This window comes from Micromonospora sp. LZ37 (assembly GCF_059359015.1).
This window is the reverse complement of record NZ_JCADBL010000019.1, coordinates 1-11,150: the sequence shown is the minus strand read 5'-3', so window position 1 is coordinate 11,150 and position 11,150 is coordinate 1. Positions and strand designations below refer to the sequence as shown.

The window sequence follows — 11,150 nt, the reverse complement described above, 5'->3', positions numbered from 1 at the left end:
GTCCCGGCCGGTCCTGGCCGGTCAGCTGTTCCTTTCCCCCTCGAGCCAGCCGCGCACGCCGGCCAACGCCTCAGGGCCGGAGTCTGCGTCGACGTCGCGGGCGAGATCGGCGATCGTGACCGCGGCGAGGGCCTGGTGCCAGGCCTGCTCGGCCGCGGCCATGGCGCGGGAGATCGCGCACGGCGTGGTGCAGGCCTCGGCCGGGGACGCCAACGGGCCGCGCTGGCGGATCTCCGTGCAGGCGAAGGCGGGCCCCGCGCCGTCGACCGCCCGCACCACGTCGAGCACGGTGATGCTCTCCGGGGCGCGGGTGAGCGCGTAGCCGCCGGACTTGCCTTGGACGGAGTGGATGAGGCCGGCGCGGGCGAGGGACTGCAACTGCTTGGCGAGGTAGCTGCCGGAGACGTCGTGCAGTTCGGCGAGTTTGGCCGCCGCGACGGGTCTGCTGCTGGTAGTCAGGACAACACAGCAGTGCAGCGCCCATTCGACCCCGCCGGACATCTTCATCGGTCCACCCTAGCCACGCCCCCCATAACCCGGTCATCCTCTATCCGAGTATATTCCCGGACAGAAAAGGTCCGAGTTTCGGCTGCGCTGCGGCGAACCGGACCAGCGGCTCCACGAAAAAGGGTGTGATGGACATGAAGATCGCCGTGATCGGCGGGACCGGGCTCATCGGGTCGCAGGTCGTCAAGCTCCTGCAGGCGGCCGGGCACGAGGCGGTACCGCACTCGCCGTCCACCGGCGTGGACCTCCTCAGCGGTCAGGGCCTGACCGAGGCGGTGCAGAGCGCCCAGGTCGTGGTCAACCTGACCAACTCGCCGACCTTCGACGAGGCCTCGGCCGACTTCTTCCGGACCAGCATGGACAACCTCCTGGCGGCCGCGCAGCGCGCGGGTGTCGGCCACGCGGTGATCCTCTCCATCGTCGGCGTCGACCAGGTTCCGGACCTGGCCTACTACCGCGCCAAGGTCCTCCAGGAGGACGTCCTCAAGGCCGGCCCCCTGCCGTACTCGATCGTCCGCGCCACCCAGTTCTTCGAGTTCATGGACGCGGTGCTGTCCTGGACCGCCGACGAGAACACCGTCCGCCTGCCCCGCACCCCCGTACAGCCCATGGCCGCGGCCGATGTCGCCCGGGCCGTCGCCGACGTCAGCGCGGGCAGCCCCCTGCGGGGCATCCGGGACGTCGCCGGCCCAGACGTCTTCCCGCTCGACGAACTGGGCAGGATCACCCTCGCCGCCCGTGGTGACCAGCGCACCGTCACCACCGACGACAGCGCCGGCATGTTCGCCGCCGTACCCGGCGACGTCCTCATCGCCAAGGACGGCGCCGTCATCGCCCCCACCACCTACCGGGAGTGGCTCGGACGCCAGGCCCGCTGAGCGGACTGACCCTGCGGTGCCCGGCCGGGCCCGCACGACGCGATCGTCTCGTCGTCGTGCGGGGCCGGCTCGGACACCACCCCGCCGCCCGCCGCCGGCGCTAGGATGCGGCGACCGCGGCGCGGGACCGGTCGGCGGCGATCCGCACCGCCAGGCCGGCCAGCAGGGTGCCCATCACGTAACGCTGCGCCCGCGCCCACGCCGGACGGCGGGTCAGAAACGCCGACACCGACCCGGCCGTCAGCACGATCAACGCGTTGACGGTCAGCGCGATCACGATCTGGGTCAGCCCGAGCAGCAGGCTCTGCACCGCCACGTGACCACGCGCCGGGTCGACGAACTGCGGCAGCAGGGAGACGTACAGGATGGCGATCTTCGGGTTGAGCAGGTTGGCGACCAGGCCCATGGTGAACAGCCGCCGCGGCCGGTCCGGCGGCAGCGGCGCCGGGGTGAACGCCGAGCGCCCACCCGGGCGCACCGTCCGCCAGGCCAACCAGAGCAGGTACGCCGCGCCGGCCAGCTTCACCGCCGTGTACAGCGGCGGCACCAGCACGAACATGGCGGCGATCCCGGCGACCGCCGCCGCCAGGTAGACCAGGAACCCGACGGCCACGCCGAGCAGGGAGACCAGCCCGGCGCGCCGGCCCTGGGTCACCGACCGGGACACCAGATAGACCATGTTCGGTCCGGGGGTGAGCACCAGACCCAACGCCACCAGGCCGATTCCCGCCACCGCACCGAACGTGACCATCGACGCCCCCGCCTTCACCGTCTCCTCGCGACCCTACGCCCGGCCGTCGCCCTCGGGCGCGCGCGAACCGGCTTCGAAGGGGTGTCGGGACGCGCGCTCACGCGCGAGACTGCTCAGGTGTCCACGACCCTGCAGGCCCCGGCGACCGTGTCCGCGCCCGAACTCGTGCTGCGCTGCTGGCGCGACGACGACGTCGCCGCGCTGTTGGAGACCTACCGTGATCCGGTCCTGCGGGCGCGGACCCGCGACCCGTTGGTCACCGCCGCCGACGCGCGCCGGTGGGTGGCGCGCAACCGGCAGGCCTGGGCGGCGGGCCGTCGCTTCAGCTTCGCCGTCTGCGAGCCCGAGCCGGCGACGGGGGAGCACCGGGTCGTGGCCTGCGTCCTGCTCAAGGACGTGGTGCCCGGTCGAGCCTACGCCGAGGTGGGCTACTGGACGGCGGCGTCGGCGCGGGGGCGCGGGGTGGCGTCCCGCGCTCTGGAGGCGGTCACCGGGTGGGCGTTCACCCGGTTCGCGGCCAGCGGGCTGATCCGCCTGGAACTGCTGCACCAGATCGACAACCCGGCCTCCTGCCGCGTGGCGGACAAGACCGGGTACGCGTTCGTCGAGGTGCTGCCACCCCATCCGCCGTTCCCTCTGCCCGGGCACCGGCACGTTCGCCGAGGCGGTTGAGACGCGGCGCCGGTCGGTCACCCGCCGGTGATCGGGGTCACCTCGCCAGTGGTGTCGCTCACACCGGTGGTGGTGCGGCGGCCGGCCCGAGCAGCCGCAGCAGCAGCCTCGGCTCACCCGGCCAGGCGGCGAGCAGCACCTCGCGGGGCACCTGCCGGCCGGCGTAGCGCAGCGCCAGGGCGACCACCACGATGTCGTCGAGCGGCCCGATGACCGGCAGGAACTCCGGGATCAGGTCGATCGGGCTGGCCAGCCACAGCCCGGCGAGGAGCACGGCCACCTTCGCCCGGCGCGGCACCCGCGGGTCGGCGCGTAGCCGGCGCACCGCGGTCAGACAGTCCGGGATGAACGCCGCCAGGTCGCGCAGGATGCCCGGCGGCAGCCGCCGGGCCAGCAGCACCAGCAACGCCCAACTGGCCACCAGGCAGGTCATCGCCACCGCGAGGCCGATCAGCCAGTCCCGCACGGTGTCCTCCTCCCGGTCCTGCCCGGAAATGTACGCCGCCACCGTCGCCCTTCCGGCGGGGAATGCCGGGCCGGTCGCAGGCGCTGAATCCTGCCGGTGTGCCGGTTACGGTGAATGCGGGGGAGGTGCCAGCGGTGAGCAACGCGTGGGAAGCGGCGGTCGAGGCGCAGATCCGCTCCGCCCAGGAGCGCGGCGAGTTCGACAACCTGCCCGGTATGGGCAAGCCGATCCCGGGCCGGGACGCGCCGTACGACGAGTCCTGGTGGATCAAGAGTTTCCTGGAGCGCGAGGCGCTCCCCTCCGAGCTGCTGCTGCCCACCCCGCTGCAACTGCGCCGCCGGGTCGAGCGGGTACCGGCGGAGGTGCGTGACCTGCCGACGGAGGAGTCGGTGCGGACGTACGTCGGCGCGCTGAACGCCGAGATCATGGCGTGGCTGCGTACCCCGACCGGTCCTCGCGTCGTGGTCCGGCCGGTCAACGTCGAGGACGTGGTCCGCCGGTGGCGGACCGACCGGGAGCGGGCGGCGGCGGAGCGGGTCGCCGCGGCGGCGCAGCAGGCGCCGGCGCCGAGGTCCCGGCCGCGCCGGCGCTGGCGCCTGTGGTGGCGCCGCCGCTGACCTCATCCCGTGTTCGGCCGAGCCGGCCGTCACCGGGGTTCCGGCCGCCGCCGGCCCGGCGCGCTGCCGTCGTGGTTCATCTCAGGAACGCCGCGGTGGCCGTCACGAACCGGTCGGCGTCGTGGAGCCAGGGGAAGTGCCCGGCTCCGGGCTGGACGACCGCCTGGGCGTGGGGGAAGAGGTCGGCGAAGTCGGCCAGCGTGCGGGGCGGAGGATTCAGGTCGCCCTCCCCACCCAGCAGGAGGACCGGCGAGGCAAATCGGGCGTACGCCGCGCGGGTGGCGTCCGGGTCGAAAACCCCCTCGCCGCCGAATACGGCGGCGGCCTCGTCGTTGCGCTGTGCCTCCAGCGCCGCGTGGTGGGCCTGCGCCGTGTCGTCCCAGCGACCGTAGAAGAACGGGGCGATCGCCTGGAACGACTCCGCGGTGCCCCGGTCCGCGGCGACCGCTTCCAGCGCCGCGTACGCGGTCGGGAACCACGGCTCGTCCCGGCGCAGCCGCGCGGTCTCCAGCCGCAGCTCGCCCGGGATCGCGATGCCGACGGCCAGGACACTCGGCGTGACCAGCACGAGCCTGCCGACGCGCTGCGGATGCCGACCCACGTACAGCGCGGCCAGGTTCGCCCCGGCGGAGTGCGCGAGCAGGTCCATCCGGTCCAGGCCGAGGTGCTCGCGCAGGGCTTCCACGTCGTCGACGAGTCGGTCGCAGCGGTAGGAGGAGACGTCCTGCGGGGTCGCCGACCGCCCGGTTCCCCTGAGATCCAACATGATCAACTGCCGGTGCGTCGACAGGCCACCGAGGTCCCCGAGGTACCCGGAGGCCTGCATCGGTCCGCCGGGAAGGCAGATCAGCGGGGGACCGTCTCCGAACACGTGGTAGGCGAGTTCGGTCCCGTCGGGTGCGGAGAAGGTCGACATGGGGGCGACCCTGTCAGCGGGGTGCGGGGCGGGGCAACAGAGTTCCCCGCTGACGGCCCCGGGCTCGGGTCGCTGCCTCGATCCGGGTCCGGCCGAGTCCCGACAAGCTCGGCGGTGTGGGAAAGCGCTGGTGGTACGAAATAGGTGCGCGTGCGGTGCGGTTGCGCTTGGTTGGCGGCCTAGGTCAGACACCCAGGGCAGGATCGACCTGGCCCGGGTGCGCCGGCACTGCCGGCCCTCCTGCGACTGGTCGCCTCGATGTACACCGGCACCATCTCGGCGTACGACGCGATGCGGATGCTGCATGCCGGCGGGAACCCGACCCAGGCCGATGAGGCCCTGGCCCACCTTGGGCGGGTCTTCAAGACGCCGCACGTGCTGGCCTACGTCGATCTGCCGCCGCATCGGCGGGAGATAAAGGGGATGCGCAATCTGCAGGAAGGCCGTCACGGCCTGGGCCGGCACGTGTCTCACGGCCGCAAGGGTGAGCTGTACCGGGCGTAGCGCGAGGGCATGGGAGACCAGCTCGGCGCTCTTGGACTGGTGCTCAACTGCATCACCCTGTGGAGCACCGTCTACCTCGACGCCGCGATCGGGCAGCTCCGCGGCGTCGGGTACCAGGTGCTGGACGTCGACGTCGCCCGCCTCTCGCCGTACCTGCGCAAACACATCAACCGCCACGGTCAGTACTCATTTTCAGCTTCCTGAACTGGGCGGCGAGCGGCGAGCCCTGCGCGATCCCGACGCCGGCAACGAGGAATAGCCGGCTCATTCGAGGCGTGACTCGCGTATCCCGCAGGTGGTCATCGCCAGAGATGTCGTGGGGGTTAGCCCCCATAACGGTCGGAGGACAACCGCGTATCGGGTGGGGGCCTCGGCTCCTAGCGTCATCGGTGTTGAGCTGACGATGCGGGGAGACACGAACATGAGGACTGTGGTGGACGCGTCCGCTGTTGAGCGATCGCCTCGACGCCGGAACCCGATGACACGGTTGTTCGTCGAGGCCGAGGGAAGACCGCGGCGAGGGTGGCGACTGGCCGCCTACCTGGTGAGCCTGCTGGTACCGATGGGCGTGGTGACCGCCGCGACCCGGGGGTCATTGGTGATGAACGTGGCCGGGCATGCGCTTATCGCGGTGCTCGCGCTGGCGGTGACGTACGTGTTCCGCCGCTACGTCGACCAGCGGCCATGGCACCCGATCGGGCTGTCGACATGGCACTGGCGGCACGTCGTCACGGGCCTCACCGCCGGGGCGGGGTCCATGCTGGTGGTATTCGCCACGGCATGGGCACTCGGGTGGGCGCAGGTGACCGGCACGGAACTCAGGGAGCGCGGAACTGCCGCCGTGCTGGTCCTGCTCGGGACAGGGCTGTTCATGTATGCGACGAGCGCCTTCGTGCAGGAGCTGGCGTTCCGGGGGTACGCGTTGCAGACGTTGGCCGAGGGCTGGCCGCTGCGCCGGGCAGCTCTAGTGTCCAGCTTGATCTTCGCAGTCCTGCACTTCGCCGGGGTACCGACCTCGGCCTGGTTCGTGCTGGTGTTGCTGGCCGACATCATGTGCATGGCCGGGTTCTTCATCCTGACCCGGTTGTCCACCGGCGCGCTGTGGCTGGCCATCGGCTTCCACACGATGTGGAACTGGGTGATGGACGACGTGCTGTCGATGGACACCGACGTCGGCGCCAATTACGGTGACGCGCTGGTACACGTCCGGCTGCACGCGCCCGACCTCGGCCTGGGTCATGGCGGCAGCGTGGAACTCCTGTACCTGCTGAACAGCGCCGCGTTGCTCGCCGGGTACTGGCTGCTCCTGCGCCGGCGCCGGGTGCGGACGATGGAAGGCTGATGAGCGTTCTCCTGCGGTTGGTGACCGAACCGGTGCGGGCCCGCACGTGGCGCGAGACCGGATATCTGCTGCTCGGCCCGTTCGTCGCAGTCGCCTGTCTGCTCGCTTTGGTGACCATGCTGTACGCCGCGGTGGCGAGCATCACCGTGATCGGTCTGGTCGCCTTGGCGGCCGTGGTGACCGCCGCCCGCGGGATCGGCGCGATCGAACGCATCCGCGCTCGTCGGTTGCTGGGGCTGACGATCGCGGCACCCGCCGCACGGACGCGGACCCGGCCGGGGCTGACCGGCTGGGTCCGTGACGCCCTCACCGACGCGACCGGATGGCGGTGTCTGCTGTACGCGATGACCGCCGTTCCCTTCGGCCTCGCCCAGGCATACGTGATCGCACTGTGGTGGGGCCTGTCACTACTGACCGCCACGTATCCCGCCTGGTACCGCTTCCTGCCGGAGCGGGACGGGCACCGCTTCGACGAGATCGAGCTGACGTCGTTCTGGCACTGGTACCCGGACCGCTGGCCGTACCCGGTACTCATGTCCGTGATCGGGCTGGCTGGCCTGCTGGCAGCACCGTGGCTGGCCCACGGATTCACCGCTCTGGACCGGCTGCGGCTGCGGCTCCTCACCATGGGAGCCGGCCGAGACGAGCAGGTACGCACCTTGCAGCGGCGCCGCGACCACGCCGTGGAACAGGCCGGCGCCCACCTACGCCGCATCGAACGCGACCTGCACGACGGCGCCCAGGTCCGCATGGTCGCCCTCGCGATGGAGCTGGGACGCGCCCGGGAGGAACTTGAACAGGGCACCGACCCGCGCCAGGCCGCGATCCGGGTTGCCACCGCCCACGAGGACGCCAAGCAGGCACTCGCAGAGCTACGGGAACTCGCCCGGGGAATCTACCCGGCGGTGCTCACCGACCTCGGCCTGGACGGCGCGGTCCCCGCACTGACCGCCCGCTGCGCCATACCGGTTACCGCCGACATTGACCTAGACACCCGGCCCCCTGCTCCGGTCGAGGCCACCGCATACTTCTGCATCGGTGAACTGCTCGCGAACCTCAGTAAACACAGCGCAGCCACCACCGGATGGGTCCGGGTTCGCCGATCCGGCTCCGCGCTACGCGTACAGGTCGGCGACGACGGCATCGGCGGAGCCGCCGCCCACCCCACCGGCGGGCTGGCCGGGCTGATCGACCGGGTCGACAGCATCGGCGGCACCCTCACCATCGCCAGCCCCACCGGCGGGCCGACCCTGATCACCGTGGAGCTGCCGTGCGGATCGTGATCGCCGAGGACGCTGTGCTGCTGCGCGACGGACTGACCCGCCTGCTCACCGACAAACAGCACGAAGTCGTAGCCGGCGTATCCGATCCCGACGCGCTGCTCACCCACGTCGCAGCGTACCAGCCCGACCTGGCCATCGTGGACATCCGAATGCCCCCGACGTTCACCGACGAAGGACTGCGCGCCGCCCACACCATCCGCGAACGCCACCCAGGTGTTGCAGTGCTGCTGCTCTCGCAATACGTCGTCGCCCAATACGCCGCGGACCTGCTCAGCGGCGACGTCCGCGGCATCGGTTACCTGCTTAAAGACCGGGTTGCCGACATCGCCGACTTCCTCGAAGCGGTGCACCGGGTCGGCTCCGGCGGCACCGTCATCGATCCCGAAGTCGTCCGGCAACTACTGAGTCGCAGCAACCGCGCATCCCGCCTGCACGCCCTCACCGACCGCGAGCGGCAGGTCCTCACCGCCATGGCAGAAGGCCGCTCGAACACCTCCATCGCCACGGCCCTGCACATCTCCGAAGGATCCGTCGAGAAACATGTGGCCAGCATCTTCGGCAAGCTCGGCCTCCTGCACGACCGAGAAACACACCGGCGTGTCCTCGCTGTCGTCGCCTACCTCCAAACGTGAAGCTGACGCGTCAGACATAACCCGCATCCGCCGAGCACCAACACGGTGGAAACCGGAAAGGCTCGTTCGCTTCACACCCGAACGGAGCGCACGTTCGCCCAGGTCAGCTATGTCACGCAACCGGTGTCCGCGCCTTTGTCAAGCTCTCGGAGGATCGCGACACAGCCCGGGCATGCGGATCGGCTACGGACGGCTCTCCACCTGCGACCACAACCCCAATGCCCAACACGACGCCCTCGCCACGGCCGGCTGTGAGCAGATCTTCACTGACAAGGCGTCCGGCAAATCGCCCGCCGGCCCGAACTCGACAAGGCGCTCCTGGTAGAAATGTACGAGGAAACCGGCTCCGACGGCCGGCGCGTGCACACCGTCGCCCAGATCGCCTCGGAGATCGGCGTCACCCGGCCTACCATTTAGCGGAACCTGGCCATCCTGCCCGCGGAGACGCCGGCTACTGGCTGACGACTACCGCCAGTTTCCGTTCCGATGGTCCTCGCGGGCCGAGTCGGCGAGGTGCCAGATGTCGGTGAGTTCGGGCACCAGCGAGATCTTGCCGATCCCGATGTTGAGTCTCGGCGTCACCGTCGGGTGGCGAGCGACTGGTTCGTCGTCGAACAGGCTGTCCGCTCCCGCATGGCGACGACCTGCGGGAAGCCGGGGCGTGCGTTGTCTGGGGCAGATTTGGTGCGGTGGTCACTCGTGGCCGATGGCGGCGGCGATGACCTCCGCGAACAGGGACGACATGGCCCGCAGCCGTCGAGCGGCGGAGGTCCCGTGAAAAACCCTTTGGCACAGCGTCGGATCCGGGGCGAGTCGTTCGTAGAACAGGTGAGCGGCCGGAGGCGGCCGCCGGGACCAGGGAGTCATGGGATGACGCAGTACTTGATCTCGTTCAACGACGGCGCGATGGACCACATCCCCGGCGAGGACATCCCCGACGTGGGCAAGGCCGCGCACGCGGTGGTCCAAGAGGCCGTGAACGCCGGCGTGTGGGTGTTCGGCGCCGGACTGGAAAGGCAAAGGGCGAGCGTCGTGGCCACGGACGGCATCGTCACCGACGGCCCCTACCCGGAGACGAAGGAAGTCATCGGCGGGTTCGTGGTCGTCGACGTGGCCTCACGCGAAGAGGCGCTGGCCTGGGCTGCCAAGTTCGCCGCCGCTTGCCGCTGCGCGCAAGAGGTCCGGCAGCTCATGCCCGACCCCGAAACGGACGCGATGCTCCGCCAGGCTGACAGGCGATGATGAGTTCCTGACGACGTCTGGCCGAGGACGACCAGCCATCTTGGAGCAAGCGACTTGCGTGGCCGCGGTTGACGAAGCGGCCTATGGATCGACCTGAACTGGGAACGCGGGCGGTGACCCCGGGGATCGGGTGTGGGCGAAGCCCGGTCCCCGAACTTGGCCGGATTCCCGCAACCACTGATCGCCTCCATGGAGCGACAGCCACGCCCGTCGCGGCGGGTGTGCCCGCTCATCTTTGCGCGTCGACCCGTCGTTCGACATTGCAGTCGAGGCCCTACGGAGAGTGGCTCAAGGGCCAGTTGCTGAGGCATCGTTGCCTCCATCGACGACCTCCCGCTGCGCGACCAGGAGAGCGCGTCGGCAGCCGGATGGCGGCAGATGAAACCTGATCTTGTCTCCGAGGCCTCCGATGCGCTGCCGGCCCGGCCTACGGAATCGCTCCGCAAGGTGAGCATGCTGATGGCGTTCTACCATGCGTCCGCCGAAACCCCGCACGCCGACCACGCCGGAGCACCCATGCCTTTGACGCTGCGTCATGCCTTGCGCGAACCTGGTGTCCCGCCGCTGCGGCAGCTACCAGCCCAGGTCGCCGACCTCCTCGTCGAGTTGAACGCGCCACCTCGGTTGGCCGCGCATCTGCGCGCCGTGCACGACGTCGCCGCCCAGCTCACGGCCTGGCTCACCGTTCACTACCCAACCCTGGTCCTCGACCGCGAGGCCGTTCTCTTCGGCGCGGCCACCCACGACATCGGCAAAACGGTTCACGTCGAGGAACTGTCCGGACCAGGCTCCCGGCATGAGCGAGCCGGGCAGCAGCTCCTGCTCGACGCCGGCATCGAGCCTTCCCTGGCGCGCTTCGCCGCGACGCATGCCAGTTGGCGGACGAACGCCGCCGAGATCGAAGACCTGCTCGTCAGCCTGGCCGACAAGATCTGGAAGGCCAAGCGCGTCCCCGACCTCGAACAACTCGTCGTCGACCGGCTCGCCGCCGCTTCCGGGGAGGAGCCCTGGCAGGCTTTCCTCAACCTCGACGACCACCTCGACAAGATCGCGATGGACGCGGACCATCGGCTCGCCTTCCAGAACGGCTATCCCACCGTGACCGGCTGAGACGTGCCGAGCCGGGTCCGGCAGCTCTGCACCGGTCACTTCGCGCATGAGAGCTGACGGTTTCCAGCAAGTCTACCGATCGGTCCTACCCTCGTCGCTGCGTCAGAGCAGGGTGACCGCGTCGCGGCGACGATGTAGCGGCGGCCGTGCGGTGCACGATCAGAATGGTGCGGGTCCGCGGCCTGCCAACGACATCAAAACCTGCGTGGCGAGTAGCTTGCGTATGCCGG

12 protein-coding genes and 1 pseudogene are annotated in these 11,150 nt (G+C 70.3%); 9 read left to right on the top strand and 4 right to left on the bottom strand.

Annotated elements, in window-relative coordinates:
* Positions 1–21 precede the first annotated feature (21 nt).
* Positions 22–507: an RrF2 family transcriptional regulator gene (locus tag AC5L3Z_RS28465; protein ID WP_494846337.1), complete on the bottom strand. Its 486-nt coding sequence runs from the start codon at positions 505–507 to the stop codon at positions 22–24.
* Positions 508–641: 134 nt separating this feature from the next.
* Between AC5L3Z_RS28465 and AC5L3Z_RS28460 the strand changes: the two genes are divergently transcribed.
* Entirely contained in the window at positions 642–1,385 is a 744-nt protein-coding gene (locus AC5L3Z_RS28460; RefSeq protein WP_494846336.1) for an SDR family oxidoreductase, read from the top strand.
* 100 nt (positions 1,386–1,485) lie between these two features.
* Here AC5L3Z_RS28460 and AC5L3Z_RS28455 read toward each other — a convergent pair whose 3' ends face one another.
* Positions 1,486–2,136 (bottom strand): LysE family translocator, encoded by a 651-nt coding sequence (locus AC5L3Z_RS28455; protein ID WP_494846335.1) that lies wholly within the window; start codon positions 2,134–2,136, stop codon positions 1,486–1,488.
* A 117-nt stretch (positions 2,137–2,253) separates the two neighbouring features.
* Here AC5L3Z_RS28455 and AC5L3Z_RS28450 point away from each other — a divergent pair, with 117 nt between their 5' ends.
* A complete protein-coding gene (locus tag AC5L3Z_RS28450) occupies positions 2,254–2,808 on the top strand; it encodes a GNAT family N-acetyltransferase (protein ID WP_494846333.1) in 555 nt (184 codons plus the stop codon).
* A gap of 58 nt (positions 2,809–2,866) precedes the next feature.
* Here AC5L3Z_RS28450 and AC5L3Z_RS28445 read toward each other — a convergent pair whose 3' ends face one another.
* Entirely contained in the window at positions 2,867–3,274 is a 408-nt protein-coding gene (locus AC5L3Z_RS28445; protein WP_494846408.1) for a YkvA family protein, read from the bottom strand.
* Between the two features lie 134 nt (positions 3,275–3,408).
* Here AC5L3Z_RS28445 and AC5L3Z_RS28440 point away from each other — a divergent pair, with 134 nt between their 5' ends.
* Positions 3,409–3,891, top strand: coding sequence for a DnaJ family domain-containing protein (locus tag AC5L3Z_RS28440; RefSeq protein ID WP_494846332.1), 483 nt, complete (start codon positions 3,409–3,411; stop codon positions 3,889–3,891).
* A 76-nt stretch (positions 3,892–3,967) separates the two neighbouring features.
* Here AC5L3Z_RS28440 and AC5L3Z_RS28435 read toward each other — a convergent pair whose 3' ends face one another.
* On the bottom strand, positions 3,968–4,807 hold the full coding sequence (locus tag AC5L3Z_RS28435) for an alpha/beta fold hydrolase (RefSeq protein WP_494846331.1): 840 nt from the start codon (positions 4,805–4,807) through the stop codon (positions 3,968–3,970).
* A gap of 228 nt (positions 4,808–5,035) precedes the next feature.
* Here AC5L3Z_RS28435 and AC5L3Z_RS28430 point away from each other — a divergent pair.
* The 6 genes and pseudogenes from AC5L3Z_RS28430 (at position 5,036) to AC5L3Z_RS28405 (ending at position 10,920) form a co-directional block, all read left to right on the top strand.
* A pseudogene (locus AC5L3Z_RS28430) lies at positions 5,036–5,515 on the top strand (Tn3 family transposase).
* 283 nt (positions 5,516–5,798) lie between these two features.
* The gene (locus tag AC5L3Z_RS28425; protein WP_494846329.1) at positions 5,799–6,653 is read left to right on the top strand and encodes a CPBP family intramembrane glutamic endopeptidase; all 855 of its coding nucleotides are present in this window, start codon (positions 5,799–5,801) and stop codon (positions 6,651–6,653) included.
* On the top strand, positions 6,653–7,936 hold the full coding sequence (locus AC5L3Z_RS28420; protein ID WP_494846328.1) for a sensor histidine kinase: 1,284 nt from the start codon (positions 6,653–6,655) through the stop codon (positions 7,934–7,936). The genes AC5L3Z_RS28425 and AC5L3Z_RS28420 overlap by 1 nt, the downstream gene beginning before the upstream one ends.
* Positions 7,924–8,568, top strand: coding sequence for a LuxR C-terminal-related transcriptional regulator (locus tag AC5L3Z_RS28415; RefSeq protein WP_494846327.1), 645 nt, complete (start codon positions 7,924–7,926; stop codon positions 8,566–8,568). Before AC5L3Z_RS28420 ends, AC5L3Z_RS28415 begins: the two co-directional genes overlap by 13 nt.
* 870 nt (positions 8,569–9,438) lie before the next feature.
* Entirely contained in the window at positions 9,439–9,810 is a 372-nt protein-coding gene (locus AC5L3Z_RS28410) for a YciI family protein (RefSeq protein WP_494846325.1), read from the top strand.
* A 378-nt stretch (positions 9,811–10,188) separates the two neighbouring features.
* Positions 10,189–10,920, top strand: coding sequence for an HD domain-containing protein (locus AC5L3Z_RS28405; protein ID WP_494846324.1), 732 nt, complete (start codon positions 10,189–10,191; stop codon positions 10,918–10,920).
* Positions 10,921–11,150 lie beyond the last annotated feature (230 nt).

Coding starts and splice junctions, on each gene's coding strand:
- AC5L3Z_RS28465 (WP_494846337.1), bottom strand. CDS start 507: ATGAAGATGTCCGGCGGGGTCGAATGGGCGCTGCACTGCTGTGTTGTC.
- AC5L3Z_RS28455 (WP_494846335.1), bottom strand. CDS start 2,136: ATGGTCACGTTCGGTGCGGTGGCGGGAATCGGCCTGGTGGCGTTGGGT.
- AC5L3Z_RS28420 (WP_494846328.1), top strand. CDS start 6,653: ATGAGCGTTCTCCTGCGGTTGGTGACCGAACCGGTGCGGGCCCGCACG.
- AC5L3Z_RS28410 (WP_494846325.1), top strand. CDS start 9,439: ATGACGCAGTACTTGATCTCGTTCAACGACGGCGCGATGGACCACATC.
- AC5L3Z_RS28405 (WP_494846324.1), top strand. CDS start 10,189: ATGAAACCTGATCTTGTCTCCGAGGCCTCCGATGCGCTGCCGGCCCGG.
- AC5L3Z_RS28460 (WP_494846336.1), top strand. CDS start 642: ATGAAGATCGCCGTGATCGGCGGGACCGGGCTCATCGGGTCGCAGGTC.
- AC5L3Z_RS28435 (WP_494846331.1), bottom strand. CDS start 4,807: ATGTCGACCTTCTCCGCACCCGACGGGACCGAACTCGCCTACCACGTG.